The sequence below is a fragment of the Mycobacterium sp. DL592 genome, from assembly GCF_011694515.1.
Lineage (GTDB): Bacteria > Actinomycetota > Actinomycetes > Mycobacteriales > Mycobacteriaceae > Mycobacterium.
Genome location: NZ_CP050192.1, coordinates 4,915,360 through 4,932,142 on the forward strand (window position 1 = coordinate 4,915,360; position 16,783 = coordinate 4,932,142).

The following is a 16,783-nucleotide window of genomic DNA, read 5'->3' on the forward strand; positions in this document are numbered from 1 at the left end:
CGAAGCGAGGCAAGCAATGAGCCCGCGCGTAGGAGTGACGCTGTCCGGCCGGTACCGGCTGCAGCGGCTCATTGCCACCGGCGGCATGGGCCAGGTGTGGGAGGCCGTCGACAGCCGGCTGGGCCGGCGGGTGGCCGTGAAGGTGCTCAAGGCGGAGTACTCCTCTGACCCCGAGTTCGTCGAACGGTTCCGCGCTGAGGCGCGCACCGTAGCGATGCTCAACCACCCCGGGATCGCGGCCGTGCACGACTACGGCGAAACCGACATGGACGGCGAGGGCCGCACCGCCTATCTGGTGATGGAGCTGGTCAACGGCGAGCCGCTGAACTCCGTCATCAAGCGCACCGGCCGGCTCTCGCTGCGCCACGCCCTGGACATGCTGGAGCAGACCGGCCGCGCGCTGCAGGTGGCGCACGCCGCCGGGCTGGTGCACCGCGACGTCAAGCCCGGCAACATCCTGATCACCCCGACCGGCCAGGTGAAGCTGACCGACTTCGGTATCGCCAAGGCCGTCGACGCCGCCCCCGTCACCCAGACGGGCATGGTGATGGGCACCGCCCAGTACATCGCGCCCGAACAGGCCCTGGGCCACGACGCCACCGCCGCCAGCGACGTCTACGCGTTGGGAGTTGTTGGCTACGAAGCAGTTTCGGGTAAGCGCCCGTTCGTCGGTGACGGCGCCTTGACGGTGGCGATGAAGCACATCAAGGAGACGCCTGCGCCGTTGCCGGCCGACCTGCCGCCAAATGTGCGAGAACTCATCGAGATCACCCTGGTCAAGAACCCGGGCATGCGTTACCGCAACGGCGGCCAGTTCGCCGACGCGGTCGGCGCGGTGCGCGCCGGTCGCCGTCCGCCGCGGCCGAACTCCGCACCGACCATCCGGGCCACCCCCGCGGCGATCCCGGGCAGTTCGCCGCGCCTGCCTGCGCCCGTCCCCGTCGCTGCGCCCCGGCCACGTCCCGCGACGGGCGGGCACCGCACACAGCCGGCCCGACGCACCTTCTCCTCGGGTCAGCGGGCGCTGCTGTGGGCGGCCGGTGTGCTGGGCGCGCTCGCGATCATCAGCGCGATCCTGATCGTGCTGGCCGACCGCGACCGGCGTAACACCCCGCCGGTGCAACGCACCGAGACCGAGACGGTGACGCCGAGCCCCACCGCGCAGCCGGCCCCGTCGGCCTGGGACGGAAATGATCTGGTGATCCGGTTGGCCACGATCGAACACGCCTACCCCGACGACGAGCAACCGCGATGACCACCCCGCAGCACCTGTCGGACCGCTACGAGCTGGGCGAGATCATCGGCTTCGGCGGCATGTCCGAGGTGCATCTGGCCCGCGACACCCGTCTGCACCGCGACGTGGCGGTCAAGGTGCTGCGCGCTGACCTGGCCCGCGACCCCAGTTTCTATCTGCGGTTCCGCCGTGAAGCGCAGAACGCCGCGGCACTGAACCACCCGGCGATCGTGGCCGTCTACGACACCGGCGAAGCCGAGACGACCGCCGGACCGCTGCCCTACATCGTGATGGAGTACGTCGACGGGGTGACCCTGCGCGACATCGTGCACACCGACGGTCCGATGCCGCCGCGGCGGGCCATCGAGATCATCGCCGACGCCTGCCAGGCGCTGAATTTCAGCCACCAGCACGGCATCATCCATCGCGACGTCAAGCCGGCCAACATCATGATCTCCAAGACCGGCGCGGTGAAGGTGATGGACTTCGGCATCGCCCGCGCCCTGGCCGACGCCGGCAACAGCGTCACCCAAACGGCCGCAGTGATAGGCACCGCCCAGTACCTGTCCCCGGAGCAGGCCCGCGGCGAGTCCGTCGACGCCCGCTCCGATGTCTACTCCCTGGGCTGCGTGCTCTACGAAATCCTCACCGGCGAGCCGCCTTTCATCGGTGATTCGCCGGTGGCGGTGGCCTATCAGCACGTCCGCGAAGATCCGGTGCCGCCGTCACAGAAGCATTCGGGCATCTCTCCGGAGCTCGATGCTGTCGTCCTCAAGGCGCTGGCCAAGAACCCGGACAACCGCTACCAGACGGCCGCCGAGATGCGCACCGACCTGGTGCGGGTGCACAACGGCGAGGCGCCGGAGGCACCCAAGGTGTTCACCCCGGCCGAACGCACCTCGATGATGCACGCGGCCCCGCGGGTGCCGTCGAGCACCGAGACCACCGATGAGATTGCGCAGCCCGGTCAGTTCGTCGAGCGGGACCGGTCCGGCGGTTCGATCGGACGCTGGCTGATCGCCGTCGCGGTGCTGGCGATTCTCACCGTCGTGGTGACGGTCGCGATCAACATGGTCAGCGGCAACCCCCGCAATGTGCAGGTGCCCGACGTGCGGGGGCAAGCCGGCGCCGACGCGATCGCGACGCTGCAGAACAAGGGTTTCAAGATCCACACCAACCAAAAGCCCGATAACACCGTGCCGCCGGACAAGGTGATCGACACCGATCCCCCCGCCAACTCGATGGCGGCCGCCGGTGACGATATCGCGATCAACGTCTCGACGGGACCCAAGCAAGTCGAAGTCCCGGACTGCACCACACTCAGTTACGCAGATTGCGTAAAGAAGCTCAGAGACGCCGGCTTCGGCAAGTTCAAGGAGACGGACTCGCCCTCCAAGCCGGAGGACAAGGACAAAGTTGTGTCCACTGTCCCGCCTGCCAACCAGCTTTCAGCGATCACCAACGAAATCACCATCGTCGTCGGCAACGGGCCGCAGACCGCGGCGGTGCCTGTGATCTCCGGTCAAACCCAAGACGTCGCTGGACAGATCCTCACAGCGTCGGGCTTCCTCAAGTTCTTCCCAGTTCCCGTCGACAGCACCGAACCCAGCGGTCAGGTTGTCGGCTCGGACCCGGCGGCGGGACAGGTCGTTCCCCAGGACACGGTGGTCCAGATCCAGGTGTCCAAGGGCAACCAATTCGTGATGCCCGACCTCAAGGGTCAGTTCTGGACCGACGCCGAACCCCGGCTACGGAGCCTGGGCTGGACCGGCGGGCTGGACAAGGGCCCCAATGTCGACAACAGCGGCGTCCGCAGCAACGGCGTCGTGACGCAGAGCCCACCGGCCGGTACCCCGGTGACCTTCGGGGCGACGATCACGCTCAGCTTCGCGTCGTAGCCGTCAGCGCGTAGCCGTCAGCGGGTCGTTGGCGGTCGCGTGCCGCACGGTATCGGCGACTTCCTGCTCGAGTCGGCTCACCAACGTCTCCGCGGGCGCGGCGCCGCAGTAGCCCAGCCAGTTGGCCAGCATCCGGTGCCCGCCCTCGGTCAGGATCGACTCGGGATGGAACTGCACCCCGTGGATCGGCAGCTCGACGTGCCGAACCGCCATGATCACGCCGCCGCGAGTCTTCGCCGTCACCTCGAGGGTGGCGGGCACCGTCTCGGGCAGGATCGTCAGGGAGTGGTAGCGCGTCGCGGTAAAGGGATTCGGAAGTCCGTGCAGCACACCGACATTCGTGTGGTAGACGGTGCTGGTCTTACCGTGTAGAAGTTCGGGCGCACGGTCGACGGTGCCGCCGAACGCCACGCCGATCGCCTGGTGGCCCAGGCATACGCCCAGCAGCGGGGTGCCGGCCGCCGCGCATGCGCGCACCAGCGGGATCGAGGCACCCGCGCGCTCGGGTGTACCCGGGCCGGGGCTCAGCAGGATCCCGTCGAATTCCGCCGCGACAGCGTCGGCGTTGGCCAGGCGGGTGTCGTCGTTGCGCCAGACCTGGGCGTCCACCCCGAGCTGGCCCAGGTACTGGACCAGGTTGAACACAAAGCTGTCGTAGTTGTCGACGACCAAGACCTGCACCGTGCAAGGTTACCTGGGACTATCGCCTCAATATCCGACAGGACCAGCGGGCTGGGCGTAGCGCATCCGCACCGGTTCGGTGTAGCCGGCCACCTCGACGTCGGCGCGCACCTGCTCGCTGTAGCCGAGTCCGAACCGCACCACATACTGCTTGTAGAGCGTGACGAGCGGCGCTGCGCCCAGCGCGGCCTGCATCGCGCCCGCATCTCCGATCGCGGTGACGACATACGGCGGGCTGTAGGTGCGCCCGTTGAGCAGCAGGGTGTTGCCCACGCAGCGCGGCGCGGAGGTGTTGATGATCCGCTGGTCCTGCATCTGGATGGCCTCGGCGCCTGCGCTCCACAGCGCGTTCAGAACGGCCTCGATGTCCTGCTGATGCACCACGAGGTCATCGGGGGACGCATCGCGGGGAAAGCGGCCGTTAGCGTCGCGCTGGGCGTCGGACAGCGTCACCACCAGGCCGGGGCCGTGTACCGGGACTAGGCCGGCGTCACCGGCGAGCAGGTCGGCGCGGGCCTGCATCGCCGCCAGCGCCGTGCCTGCCGAGGCGCCATGGGTGGAGTCCACCTGGGCGGCCAGGGCATCGCGCTGAGCGCTGAGCCGATCCACCGAGTTCTGGGCGTCGTGCACCAGGTCGACCAGCCGTGGAGCGTCGCTGCGGCGGATCTCGCCGCCACCGGAGACCCCGTGGGTGGCGGCCAGCAGCAGACCGGCCAGCAGGCACACCACCGGGACGCCGTAGCGCCACGCCGAGTGCGGAGCCGCGGTCGTCGCCGGTGCCGCGTGTGTCTGGTCGCGGCGTCGCTGCGTTAATCTCATAGTCGATCTGCGCACCATCGTCGCACCGATTCGTCCCGAAGGTACCCATGCCCAAGTCCAAGGTTCGCAAGAAGAACGACTTCACCGTCAAGCAGGTCAGCCGTACCCCGGTGAAGGTCAAGGCCGGGCCGTCGAGTGTGTGGTTCGTCGTACTGTTCATCAGCCTGATGCTGATCGGGCTGATCTGGCTGCTGGTGTTCCAGCTGGCAGCCTCCGGGTTGGACACCCCCAGCGCCCTGCAGTGGATGTCGAACCTGGGTCCGTGGAACTACGCGATCGCGTTTGCCTTCATGATCACAGGTTTGTTGCTCACCATGCGGTGGCGGTGAGTGGCGCCGACAAGCTTTCGGGTCCGACGCTGTGCGCCGACCGTTACTGCGCTGGCAACCTACTGGTAAACCAATCACATCGATGTGATTCATCCCCATTGTTGATAGCACCTGTGGATAACTGCATTCCCCACGGTGGAGGCAGCCGAGGACCCCGTGCAGCAAACTGAGTGGGCACCCAACCCCGCGGGTATCGCAGCTCTCGGATTGGCCGGTTTTGTGATGGCAATCGCCTGTGTGACCGTGGTCACAGACCCTCCGGGGCGGATTCTATCGGGCGTTGCCGCAGTGGGGCTGATTCTGTTTGCAACCGGCTCCTGGCGTGCCCGGCCCCGGCTGGCAATCACCCAGGACGGCCTCGTCTACCGGGGCTGGTTCCGGTCACACACTTTGCGGAACCCGGACATCGCGCTGATCCGCATCACCGAGTTCCGGCGTATCGGCCGCAAAGTCCGACTTTTGGAGATCGACACCACAGACAACCGGCTGATCGTGCTCAGCCGGTGGGACCTGGGTACCGAACCGTTGACCGTGCTCGACGCGCTCACCGACGCCGGCTACGCGGGTCGGTGAATTCGCGCACCCAGACCGCCGTTGTTGTACGCGTTTCCCGGGTGGGGACGCCAACAACTGCAGTCTCGGCGGCGAGAAATCAGGAGATGGTGACCGACTCGATCACGACCGGCTCGGTGGGGCGGTCGTTGCGATCGACGGCGGTGGTGGCGATGGCGTCGACGACCTTCTGCGACTCCGGGTCGACGACCTCACCGAAGATGGTGTGCCGACGGTTCAGATGCGGGGTCGGACCGACGGTGATGAAGAACTGCGAGCCGTTGGTGCCCGGCCCGGCGTTGGCCATCGCCAGCAGGTAGGGCTTGTCGAACTGCAGCTCGCCGTGGAACTCGTCGGCGAACTTGTAGCCCGGTCCGCCACGGCCGGTGCCGGTCGGGTCGCCGCCCTGGATCATGAAGCCGTCGATGACGCGATGGAACACCGCACCGTCGTAGAAGGGTCCGGCGGTGCTGCCCGACGCGTTCTGCGTCGAGTACTCCTTGGTGCCCTGGGCCAGGCCGACGAAGTTGGCGACGGTCTTGGGGGCGTGATTGCCGAACAGGGCGATCTTGATGTCGCCGCGGTTGGTGTGCAGGGTCGCTGTCGCGGTCGCAATGGGGCTCGTCACGAATTCACAGTGTGCCACTAGGCCTCTGTGCGTCATCTCGCGGCCACCCGGTCCGGGGGTGTGGCAGTGTTGAGCCCATGGGCCGCAAGACCGAACCGAAGCTCACCTCCCGGCAGCGTCTGAACCGCGGACTGCACTACACCGCGGTCGGCCCGGTGGACGTCACCCGCGGCGCCGTCGGGTTGACCGTGCACTCGGCGGAGTCGGCGGCCGCGGGCATCCGCCGCCGCTACCGCGACACCCGCGCCGCACGGCAGCAGCTCGCGCAGGAGGCCGCGGCGGTCAAACAGGTGGTCGCCGAGTTGCCTGCCGCCCTGCAGGAGGCGCGCACCGCACCCCGTCGCCGCCGGCGCCTGCTGGTGTTCGGCGGCCTCGGTCTGGCGACGCTGGTCGGCGGTGCGGTGGCGTTGCGCATTGTGCGCCGCTCCATGCAGCCCGAGCCGTCCGCGTTGCCGCCCAGCGTCGAGGTCGCCCCGAAGCCGTAGTGGGCATGGCCGTCAGCGTCTTCGACCTGTTCTCGATCGGCATCGGCCCGTCGAGTTCACACACGGTCGGGCCGATGCGGGCCGCCGCCCGCTTCGTCGCCCGGCTCGCCGAACGGGGTCTGCTGAGTTCGACTGCCCGGATCCGGGTGCAGCTGTACGGATCACTCGGGGCGACGGGGGCCGGGCACGGCACCGTCGGCGCGGTGGTGCTCGGCCTGGCCGGTGCCGACCCGGAGTCCGTAGACCCCGCGGAAGCGCCCCGTCGTGTGCAGGCGGTGCGCGATACCGGACGCCTGGGATTGGGTGGTGGGCGGAGCATCGACTTCGACGTCGACTCCGATATCGCACTTCGGCTGGACCGCTTGGATTTTCATTCCAACGGCATGGCGTTCGAGGCGCTCGACGAGGTCGGCGCCGTGCTTGATCGGCGGATCTATTTCTCGGTCGGCGGCGGCGCGGTGCTCGACGAGGACGAGGCGGCCGCACCGGCCGGTGGCTTGGCCGAGTTGCCCTATCCATTCAGTACCGCAAAGGAACTGGTCGCACTGGCGGTCGGCCGGCGGTGCAGCATCGCCGAGTTGATGGCTGACAACGAGCGGGCACTGGCCCGCCACGAGGACCTTCGCGCCGGCGTGCTGGAGATCTGGGCGGTGATGCAGGACTGCGTCAACGCCGGTCTGACCCATCGCGGTGTGTTGCCGGGCGGGCTGGCGGTCAAGCGCCGGGCGGGGGCGTTGGCCGCCCAGCTGGAGGCCAAGCCCGACGACCCGTTGTATGCGCTGGACTGGACCACGGTGTACGCGCTGGCCGTCAACGAGGAGAACGCCGCGGGCGGCCGAGTCGTCACCGCCCCGACCAACGGTGCGGCCGGGGTGATTCCCGCTGTGCTGCATTACTATTCGCGTTTCGTGCCCGGCGCCTCGGACGACGGCGTGGTGCAGTTTCTGCTGACCGCGGCCGCGATCGGTGTGCTGTTCAAGGCGAATGCGTCGATTTCCGGTGCGGAGGTGGGCTGTCAGGGTGAGGTCGGCTCGGCGTGCTCGATGGCCGCTGCCGGGCTGACCGCGGTGCTCGGCGGGACGCCGGCGCAAGTGGAGAACGCCGCCGAGATTGGCATCGAGCACAACCTCGGCCTCACTTGCGATCCGGTGGGCGGTCTGGTGCAGATCCCGTGCATCGAACGCAACGCGGTGGCCGCGGTCAAGGCGATCACCGCCGCGCGGATGGCGATGCACGGCGACGGCACCCATTACGTCAGCCTCGACACCGCCATCAAAACCATGCGCGAGACCGGGGCCGACATGGCCGAGAAGTACAAGGAGACCGCGAAAGGCGGACTTGCCCTCAACGTGGTGGAGTGCTGAATTCGCTTGCTGGGTGGCGCGAGGGAACTTTGTGGAGCCTAGGAGATTCGAACTCCTGACATCTGCCTTGCAAAGGCAGCGCTCTACCAACTGAGCTAAGGCCCCGAGTCAGTCACGGTCATCAAGGGTGTGCCAGGTTTCGCCGCGGCGGCCGATCCCGACCAGCACCGCGCCCGCGACCAGCACCGAAAGCAGTACCGCAATCCTCACGGACGCCCTTCCCGTTGACCAGGACATCGTGGGCCTAGGAGGACTCGAACCTCCGACCTCTTCGTTATCAGCGAAGCGCTCTAACCGCCTGAGCTATAGGCCCGTATTACTCATACGACCGAGCGACGAGATTACCGCAACCCGGGCACTGCACCCAAACCGGTCGATCAGTCCCGGTCAGCCAGGGTGACCTCGATGCCGCCGACGATGTCGGTGCTCAGGTTGTAGATGAACGCACCCACCGTGGCCATCGCCGTCAACAGCACGATGTTCACCAGACCGATCAGCGCGGCACCGCCGAAGATCGTCCCACTGGACACCAGCTCGCCACCGCCACCGCTGGTGGCGGTCAGCAGATCGCCGACGTTGCTGTTGAGCTTGCTCCACACACCCATGCCGCCCAGCACCAGATACAGGAACGCCACGGCGATCATCCAGACGAAGAACAACGCCACCGACAACAGCAGCGACACCTTCAGCGCGCTCCACGGGTCGATGTGCCGAATCTGCATGCTGGCACGCACCGGACCGCGAGAACGGTTGGCGGCGACCTGAATTCGCTGCATCGGGCTGGGGGACTTGGCCGGTGCCGCCTCGGCTGCCGGACGCTCGGGCGCGGGTTTGCGGGCTTGCACCGGCTTGGGCGGCGGACCTGAGAGGTCGGGCAGCTCACTGGCGTAGGCCTCCGGCCGGGCGACCTCGGTGCGCTCGGCACGGGTCTCCGGGCGCGGCGCGGGCGGCTCGGCTTCCAGCCGGGCCTCCTGACGGACCGGTGGCCGGGCCTCCTGACGGACCGGTGGCGGGCCGCCGAGCGTCGACAAGTCGGGTGCCGCCGTTCCGGTGATGAAACGGGTCACCCGATCCTCGATGCTCGGTGAGCCTGCCTGCGGCGCCGACGGACGCGGCTCGGGCCGCGGAGCGCCCTCAGCCGCCGGACGCTGCGGCGCGGCGCCCTGACGGGCCCGCGTAGCTCCCCGCTGCCACGGCGGGACATCAGCGGTTCCACCATTGGGCCCCGAGGCAGGCCAGGGCGCGGCCCGGTCCGCCGAGCCGTTCCCGTTGCCCGGACCCTCGCCCGGTCCGGGCTGACCCGGCTCGTTGGGTGCGCTCACCACCAGCTCCTCACCTGTTGCCCTGCGCCACACTACGTCGCATCGGTTTCAGGGTCCGCGGCCACATCGTCCGCGTCCTCCTGCTCCTCGGCATTGCGGGCAATCGCTAACAGTGTGTCGCCCTCGCCCAGGTTCATCAAGCGAACGCCCTTTGTCTGGCGTCCGGCCTTGCGGACCTGGCGAGCCGCGGTACGGATGACGCCGCCACCGGAGGTGATGGCGAACACTTCACTGTCCTCGTCGACCACCAGCGCACCGACCAGGCTGCCGCGGCGCCGGTCGTACTGGATGGTCAGGATTCCCTTGCCGCCGCGACCCTGGGTGGTGTACTCCTCGATCGCGGTGCGCTTGGAATATCCGCCGGCCGTCGCGACCAGCAGATACGTACCCTCGCGGACCACGTTGAGGCTCAGCAGCCGGTCGTCCTCGTTGAACCGCATGCCCTGCACACCGGAGGTCGCCCGGCCCATCGGGCGCAGCGCCTCGTCGGTCGCCGAGAAGCGGATCGACTGACCATTGGCGCTGACCAGCAGCAGGTCCTCCTCGGCCGAGCACAGCACCGCGCCGACCAGTTCGTCGCCGTCGCGCAGGTTGATCGCCACGATGCCGCCGGAACGGTTGGAGTCGAAGTCGGTCAGCTTCGACTTCTTCACCAGCCCGTTGCGGGTGGCCAGCACCAGGTAGGGCGCGTCCTCGTAGCTCTTGATCTGGATGACCTGGGCGATGCGCTCCTCAGGCTGGAATGCCAGCAAGTTGGCCACATGCTGACCGCGTGCGTTCCGCTGTGCCTCGGGCAGGTCGTAGGCCTTGGCGCGGTACACCCGGCCCTGCGTGGTGAAGAACAGGATCCAGTCGTGGGTCGAGCACACGAAGAAGTGCCGCACGATGTCGTCCTGCTTGAGCGAGGCCCCCTGCACACCCTTGCCGCCGCGTTTCTGGCTGCGGTACAGGTCAGTCTTGGTGCGCTTGGCGTAGCCGGTCTCGGTGATCGTCACGACCACGTCCTCGCGGGCGATCAGATCCTCGTCGGACACTTCGCCGTCGGCGGCGATGATGCGGGTGCGCCGGTCGTCGCCGTACTTGTCGACGATCTCCTTGAGTTCGTCACGCACGATCGCCCGCTGCCGTTCCGGCTTGGCCAGAATGTCCTCGAGGTCGGCGATCTCGGCTTCGATCTTGGCCAGATCGTCGACGATGCGCTGACGTTCCAGGGCAGCCAGGCGGCGTAGCTGCATGTCCAGGATGGCCTGGGCCTGGATCTCGTCGATGTCGAGCAACTCGATCAGACCCGCTCGGGCGATGTCGACGGTCTCCGAGGCGCGGATCAGGGCGATGACCTCGTCGAGCGCGTCGAGCGCCTTGACCAGACCGCGCAGGATGTGGGCCCGCTCGTTGGCCTTCCGCAGCCGGTAGATGGTGCGTCGGACGATGACATCGAGCTGATGGATGACGTAGTAGCGGATCATCTGGTCGAGGCGCAGCGTGCGCGGCACCCCGTCGACGATCGACAGCATGTTGCAGCCGAAGCTGGTCTGCAGCTGGGTGTGCTTGTAGAGGTTGTTCAGCACCACCTTGGCCACGGCGTCACGCTTGACCTCCACGACGATGCGCAGACCCACGCGGTCGCTGGACTGGTCCTCGATGTTGGAGATGCCGGCCAGCTTGCCGTCGCGGACCTGCTCTGCGATCGAGGTGATGAAGTTGTCGTGGTTGACCTGATACGGCAGCTCGGTGATGACGATGCCGGTGCGGCCGCGGGCGTCTTCCTCGATCTCGACGACGCCGCGCATCCGTACCGAGCCGCGTCCGGTGCGGTAGGCGTCCTGGATGCCCTGGCTGCCGACGATCAGGCCGTGGGTCGGGAAGTCCGGGCCCTTGACCCGTTCGATGACCGCTTCGAGGGTGGCTTCCTCGTCGGCCTCGAAGTTCTCCAGGCACCAGTAGACGGCCTCAGCCAGCTCCCGCAGGTTGTGCGGCGGGATGTTGGTGGCCATACCGACGGCGATACCGCCGGAACCGTTGGCGAGCAGGTTGGGGAACCGGCTCGGCAGAACCGTCGGCTCCTGCACCCGGCCGTCGTAGTTCGGGATGAAATCGACTGTCTCCTCGTCGATTTCACGCAGCATCTCCATCGCCAGCGGAGTGAGACGCGCCTCTGTGTACCGCATGGCGGCTGGCGGATCGTTACCCGGCGAGCCGAAGTTGCCCTGCCCGTCGACCAGCGGGTAGCGCAGCGACCACGGCTGGGCCATCCGGACCAGGGTGTCGTAGATCGAGGCGTCACCGTGCGGGTGGTAGTTACCCATCGTCTCGGCAACCGAGCGAGCCGATTTCGCATGGCTGCGATCGGGCCGAAACCCGGAGTCGTACATCGCGTAGAGCACCCGGCGGTGCACCGGCTTGAGGCCGTCGCGCACCTCCGGCAACGCGCGGCCGACGATGACGCTCATCGCGTAATCGATGTAGCTGCGCTGCATCTCCTGCTGGATGTCGACCGGTTCGATACGGTCTCCGGTTGCGTCGCCCGGCGGCAACGTGGTGTCAGTCATGTGATCCTCGTGTCCCTGAATACGGGTTAAACATCCAAGAAGCGAACGTCTTTGGCGTTACGGGTGATGAAGCTGCGACGCGCCTCGACGTCCTCGCCCATCAGGATGGAGAACAGTTCGTCAGCCGCCGCGGCGTCGTCGAGTGTGACCTGACGCAGCACCCGCACCGACGGGTCCATCGTCGTCTCCCACAGTTCCTTGGCATTCATCTCGCCAAGGCCCTTGTAGCGCTGGATTCCGTCGTCCTTGTTGATCTTCTTGCCTGCCGCCAAACCTGCCTCGAGCATCGCGTCGCGCTCGCGATCGGAGTAGACGAACTCGTGCTCGCTGCGCTGCCACTTGAGCTTGTACAGCGGCGGCTGCGCCAGGAACACGTGGCCGTGCTCGATCAGCGGACGCATGAACCGGAACAGCAGCGTCAGCAGCAGCGTCGAAATGTGTTGGCCGTCAACGTCGGCGTCGGCCATCAGCACGATCTTGTGATAGCGCAGCTTGGCGATGTCGAATTCGTCGTGGATACCGGTGCCCAGCGCGGTGATGATGGCCTGGACTTCGGTGTTCTTCAGCACGCGGTCGATGCGGGCCTTCTCGACGTTGATGATCTTGCCGCGCAACGGCAGGATCGCCTGGAACATCGAGTCGCGGCCGCTCTTGGCCGAGCCACCGGCGGAGTCGCCCTCCACCACATACAGTTCGGACTTGCTCGGGTCGGTGGAGCGGCAGTCGGCGAGCTTGCCCGGCAGACCGCCGATATCGGTTGCGCTCTTGCGCCGCACCAACTCCCGCGCCTTACGAGCGGCGATGCGAGCCTGCGCCGAGGACACTGCCTTGTTGACGATCGTCTTGGCGTCCGACGGGTTGGCCTCGAACCAGTGGCCGAGCTGCTCGTTGCAGATGCGCTGCACGAACGACTTCACCTCGGTGTTGCCCAGCTTGGTCTTGGTCTGGCCCTCGAACTGCGGCTGAGCCACCTTCACCGAGATCACGGCGGCCAGACCCTCGCGGATGTCGTCGCCGGTGAGGTTCGCGTCCTTTTCCTTGAGCAGCTTCTTGTCCTTGGCGTACTTGTTGACCACCGTGGTCAAGGCCGCGCGGAAACCCTCTTCGTGAGTACCGCCCTCGTGGGTGTTGATGGTGTTGGCGAAGGTGTGCACCGACTCGGAATAGCCTGCGTTCCACTGCATTGCGACCTCGACCTCGTGGCCCTCGCCCTTGCCGGAGAAGTCGACGACGGTGCTGTGGATCGGCTGCTTGGTGCGGTTGATGTGCTTGACGAAATCGACCAGACCGCCGGGGTAGTGGAACGTGCGGTGCTTGACCTTATGCGGGGCGGCGGCCTGCTCGGCGGCCTTCTCCTCCGCGGACTTCGGCGCCTCGGCGGTGTCGCTGACGACGTCGTCGACGACCTCTTCGGGGGTGACCCGCTCGTCGGTCAGGTTGATGGTCAGGCCCTTGTTGAGGAAGGCCATCTCCTGCAGGCGCCGTGCCACCGTCTCGAAGTCATAGGTGGTGGTCTCGAAGATGTTCGGATCGGCCCAGAACCTAATGGTGGTGCCGGTTTTGCGGCTGGCCTCACCCTGCTTGAGAGTGCCGGGCACGGAGTTGTCGTAGGTCTGGAACCATTCGAAGCCGTCGCGGCGGATGTCCGCCTCGAGCCGGCTGGACAGCGCGTTGACGACGGAGACGCCCACGCCGTGCAGACCGCCGGAGACCGTGTAGGCGCCTTCTTCGAACTTGCCGCCGGCGTGCAGCACGGTCATGACGACGTCGACGGTGGGGACGCCGGATTCGTGCATCGCGACGGGGATGCCGCGGCCGTCGTCGGTGACCTCGACGCCGCCGTCCTCCAGGAGGCGCACGTCGACCTTCGTGGCGTAGCCGGCCATCGCCTCGTCAACCGCGTTGTCGACGACCTCCCACACCAGGTGGTGCAGACCGCGCTCACCGGTGGAGCCGATATACATGCCGGGACGTTTGCGGACGGCCTCGAGGCCCTCCAGGATTTTGATCGAACCGGCACCGTAGGAGTCTTGATCGTTCTTCTTCGAGGCAGGCACGGTCGGACAGGTCTCCTTGGAGTTCGCAGGCACGCGGTTGAGACACCGCGCGCAGGTCTTGTCTCAGTCTACCGTCAACCACTCACCGGACCGATTCTGCGGCCGCGTTTCTGCACACCTAGTTGCGCCGTGCGCGGAATTTCTCGGATCGGCATACGTCATGACGCCTAACACGCCAGTCAATGATCTCCAAGCGGCTGTGAGCCGACTGTGGTAGTGGATGTCATCCGTAGGTGTCTCGCGGGCCCCGCCCGGAGATGTGCAACCGGCCTTTCCGCCACGACGGAGCGGTCGGCCCGGTGATCTTCAGCGAGGTCACCACACCGTCTCCGACGGCGGCAGCGATCTTGGCCAGCAGTTGCGCCTGGACCATCCGCAGCTGGGTCGCCCACGCGGTCGATTCCGCGGACACGCTCAGCACACCTTCACGCAAGGCGGTGGGCTGGGCGTGCTCGGCGATCTGCTCACCGACGACGGTGGCCCACTGCGCGAACACCGTGCCCTCGGCCACCCGCGGTGACCAGCCACGACTCTTGGCGAGATCGCGCGTCGCCGCCCCCAGCGGCTGTGGATCACGCCGGTCGGGACCGGGCCCCGACCACCGCCGACGGTCTGAGTTGCTGCCCGATGTCCCCCGCCGCCGCGACGGCGACCGACCGCCGCGGCCGACCTCTTTACCCTGACTTCGGGCGGCCCCGCGAGCCTCCTCCAATGCGCGGCGCACCAGATCCATGCCCGCCAGTCCGCTGAGATGTTCCGGCGGTGTCACACCGTCCTCGCTCTGATCGTCGCTCGGATCGGTCACGACACCACCGCCGACATCCGGCCGTTGTCGTCGTCGACCAGTGAGATTCCGATCCGGGTGGCGTCCCAGTCCGGCGGAATGTCCTCGCCGACCGCGGCGGTGACCAGCACCTGCTCGGCGTCGGCGGCCACACCGGCAAGGGCCAGCCGGCGGGCGTTGTCCAGTTCGGCGAACACGTCGTCGAGGATCAGGATGGGTTCGCTGCCCTCGGTGCGCAACAACTCATAGGCGGCCAACCGCAACGCCAGCGCCATCGACCAGGATTCACCGTGACTGGCGAAACCCTTGGCCGGCTGATCACCCAGCCGCAACTCCAGATCGTCGCGGTGCGGACCGACCAGGCACATTCCGCGTTCCAGTTCGGCATCCCGTCGCTGCGCCAGCCCGGCCAACAGCGCGGCTTCCAGGAACTCGGCGTCTTCACCGTCAGCGCCCGACAGTTCCACGCTGCTGCGGTAGCTGATGGCGGCCGGACGCGACGCCGGCGCCAGCAGTTGGTAAGCCTTCTCCACCTCCGGTGCCAGTAGGTTCACCAGGTCAATCCGGGCAGCCATCAACTCCGCACCATGCGCCGCAAGGTGACCGTCCCACACATCGAGGGTCTCGAGCACGCTTCGATCGCCCCGAAAGCGTGCTCCCGCAGCAGATTTCAATAGTGCAGTCCGCTGCTTGAGAACCTTGTCGTAGTCGGCACGGATAGCCGCGACGCGGGGACGCCGCACGGTCGCCAGCTCGTCGAGATAGCGCCGCCGCTCGCCGGGGTCGCCGCGGACCAGTGAGAGGTCCTCGGGAGCGAACAGCACCGCACGCACCGCCCCGAGAACCTCGCGGGTACTGCGCACCGGAGACTTGTTGAGGCGCCCCTTATTTGCCCGGCCGGCGGCGATCTCGATGTCGACCGCCAGCTCGCGGCCCTCGTTGACGACGATCGTCGACACGACGGCGCGTTGTGCACCCGCCCGGATCAATGGCGCGTCGGTGGCCACCCGGTGCGAGCCGAGTGTGGCGCAATACCACAGTGCCTCAACGAGATTGGTCTTCCCGTAGCCGTTGGACCCGACGAACACCGTACGGCCTGGCGCCAAATCCAGGTCGACATGTGCCCACGACCGGAAGTCGTGCAACGCCAGGTGCCGAACGTACATCGTGTTAGCTAGCCCGACAACGGAACTCGTTTGACAGCGTGGCCGCCGAACTGGTTACGCAGAGCCGATACCGCTTTCATCGTGGGGGAGTCGTCCTGACGCGAGGCGAACCGGGCGAACAAGGAAGCGGCGATCACCGGCATCGGAACCCGGTGGTGGATGGCTTCCTCGACGGTCCAGCGACCCTCGCCGGAATCCTCGGTGTACCCGGAGATGTCGACGAAGTTCGGGTCCTCCTTGAGTGCTTTGGCGAGCAGTTGCTGCAGCCAGGAGCGCACGACCGTGCCGTTGGTCCAGGCCTGGATGACCGCCTGGGTGTCTTTGATCAGCGGTTCGGCGGCCAGCAGTTCATAACCTTCGGCGTAGGCCATCATCAAGCCGTACTCGATACCGTTGTGCACCATCTTGGCGTAATGGCCGGCACCGACCCCTCCGGCGTGGACGAAGCCGTCTTCGAGCGGTCCCGACGGGCGCAGGGTGTCGAAGATCGGCATGACCCGGGCGATGTCCTCGTCACTGCCACCGACCATCAGACCGTATCCCTCGGTCAGGCCCCACACGCCGCCGGAGACACCGGCGTCGACGAATGAAATCCCTTTTTTACCAAGCAGTTCCGCGTGCGGGGCGTCCTCGGTGTAGCGGGAGTTACCGCCGTCAATCACCAGATCGCCGGGACTGAGCACCTCAGCCAGCGACACGATCGTCTCGTCGGTGATCGGACCCGAGGGAACCATCACCCACACCACGCGGGGTGCGGTCAATGCTTCAGCCAGAGCCGCCAGGCTCGCGGTGTCACTGACCTCCGGACGCGGGTCGAAACCGATGACTTCATGTCCACCTTCGCGCAAGCGCTGGCGCATGTTGAAGCCCATCTTGCCGAGCCCGACCAATCCCAACTGCATGTGTGCCCCTTTT

At 67.0% G+C, this 16,783-nt stretch carries 15 protein-coding genes and 2 tRNA genes; 6 read left to right on the forward strand and 11 right to left on the reverse strand.

Annotation, left to right across the window (positions count from 1 at the left end; genetic code table 11):
• The first annotated feature begins 16 nt into the window (after nucleotides 1-16).
• Nucleotides 17-1,255, forward strand: a complete 1,239-nt coding sequence (locus HBE64_RS23515) for a protein kinase (protein WP_371744033.1) — start codon at nucleotides 17-19, stop codon at nucleotides 1,253-1,255.
• A complete protein-coding gene (gene pknB / locus HBE64_RS23520; RefSeq protein WP_167107948.1) occupies nucleotides 1,252-3,132 on the forward strand; it encodes a Stk1 family PASTA domain-containing Ser/Thr kinase in 1,881 nt (626 codons plus the stop codon). The genes HBE64_RS23515 and pknB overlap by 4 nt, the downstream gene beginning before the upstream one ends.
• A 3-nt stretch (nucleotides 3,133-3,135) precedes the next feature.
• Here pknB and HBE64_RS23525 read toward each other — a convergent pair whose 3' ends face one another.
• Nucleotides 3,136-3,813: an aminodeoxychorismate/anthranilate synthase component II gene (locus tag HBE64_RS23525; protein ID WP_167107951.1), complete on the reverse strand. Its 678-nt coding sequence runs from the start codon at nucleotides 3,811-3,813 to the stop codon at nucleotides 3,136-3,138.
• 27 nt (nucleotides 3,814-3,840) lie between these two features.
• A complete protein-coding gene (locus HBE64_RS23530) occupies nucleotides 3,841-4,632 on the reverse strand; it encodes a DUF881 domain-containing protein (protein ID WP_167107954.1) in 792 nt (263 codons plus the stop codon).
• 47 nt (nucleotides 4,633-4,679) lie between these two features.
• On the opposite strand from HBE64_RS23530, the gene crgA reads away from it, so the two are divergent.
• Complete coding sequence (gene crgA, locus HBE64_RS23535) at nucleotides 4,680-4,961, forward strand: cell division protein CrgA (protein WP_167107956.1); 282 nt, start codon at nucleotides 4,680-4,682, stop codon at nucleotides 4,959-4,961.
• Between the two features lie 156 nt (nucleotides 4,962-5,117).
• Nucleotides 5,118-5,534, forward strand: a complete 417-nt coding sequence (locus HBE64_RS23540) for a PH domain-containing protein (RefSeq protein ID WP_167109575.1) — start codon at nucleotides 5,118-5,120, stop codon at nucleotides 5,532-5,534.
• 79 nt (nucleotides 5,535-5,613) lie between these two features.
• Here the strand turns inward: HBE64_RS23540 and HBE64_RS23545 are convergent, their stop codons facing one another.
• Complete coding sequence (locus HBE64_RS23545) at nucleotides 5,614-6,159, reverse strand: peptidylprolyl isomerase (protein ID WP_167107959.1); 546 nt, start codon at nucleotides 6,157-6,159, stop codon at nucleotides 5,614-5,616.
• A gap of 59 nt (nucleotides 6,160-6,218) precedes the next feature.
• Between HBE64_RS23545 and cwsA the strand changes: the two genes are divergently transcribed.
• Nucleotides 6,219-6,626 (forward strand): cell wall synthesis protein CwsA, encoded by a 408-nt coding sequence (gene cwsA / locus HBE64_RS23550; protein ID WP_167107963.1) that lies wholly within the window; start codon nucleotides 6,219-6,221, stop codon nucleotides 6,624-6,626.
• Between the two features lie 5 nt (nucleotides 6,627-6,631).
• Nucleotides 6,632-7,990, forward strand: coding sequence for an L-serine ammonia-lyase (locus HBE64_RS23555; protein ID WP_167107966.1), 1,359 nt, complete (start codon nucleotides 6,632-6,634; stop codon nucleotides 7,988-7,990).
• Nucleotides 7,991-8,022: 32 nt separating this feature from the next.
• Here HBE64_RS23555 and HBE64_RS23560 read toward each other — a convergent pair.
• From HBE64_RS23560 to gnd, 8 genes are all read right to left on the reverse strand, one after another.
• Nucleotides 8,023-8,095 (reverse strand) — tRNA-Ala (locus tag HBE64_RS23560).
• A gap of 134 nt (nucleotides 8,096-8,229) precedes the next feature.
• Nucleotides 8,230-8,303, reverse strand: a tRNA-Ile gene (locus tag HBE64_RS23565).
• Nucleotides 8,304-8,367: 64 nt separating this feature from the next.
• Nucleotides 8,368-9,312: a DUF3566 domain-containing protein gene (locus tag HBE64_RS23570; protein ID WP_167107969.1), complete on the reverse strand. Its 945-nt coding sequence runs from the start codon at nucleotides 9,310-9,312 to the stop codon at nucleotides 8,368-8,370.
• Between the two features lie 32 nt (nucleotides 9,313-9,344).
• On the reverse strand, nucleotides 9,345-11,861 hold the full coding sequence (gene gyrA / locus HBE64_RS23575) for a DNA gyrase subunit A (protein ID WP_167107972.1): 2,517 nt from the start codon (nucleotides 11,859-11,861) through the stop codon (nucleotides 9,345-9,347).
• 26 nt (nucleotides 11,862-11,887) lie between these two features.
• Nucleotides 11,888-13,918, reverse strand: a complete 2,031-nt coding sequence (gene gyrB, locus HBE64_RS23580; protein WP_167107975.1) for a DNA topoisomerase (ATP-hydrolyzing) subunit B — start codon at nucleotides 13,916-13,918, stop codon at nucleotides 11,888-11,890.
• Between the two features lie 223 nt (nucleotides 13,919-14,141).
• On the reverse strand, nucleotides 14,142-14,651 hold the full coding sequence (locus HBE64_RS23585; protein ID WP_243841719.1) for a DUF721 family protein: 510 nt from the start codon (nucleotides 14,649-14,651) through the stop codon (nucleotides 14,142-14,144).
• Between the two features lie 68 nt (nucleotides 14,652-14,719).
• Nucleotides 14,720-15,868: a DNA replication/repair protein RecF gene (recF, locus tag HBE64_RS23590; protein ID WP_167107981.1), complete on the reverse strand. Its 1,149-nt coding sequence runs from the start codon at nucleotides 15,866-15,868 to the stop codon at nucleotides 14,720-14,722.
• Nucleotides 15,869-15,876: 8 nt separating this feature from the next.
• On the reverse strand, nucleotides 15,877-16,770 hold the full coding sequence (gene gnd, locus HBE64_RS23595; RefSeq protein ID WP_167107984.1) for a phosphogluconate dehydrogenase (NAD(+)-dependent, decarboxylating): 894 nt from the start codon (nucleotides 16,768-16,770) through the stop codon (nucleotides 15,877-15,879).
• Between the last annotated feature and the right edge of the window lie 13 nt (nucleotides 16,771-16,783).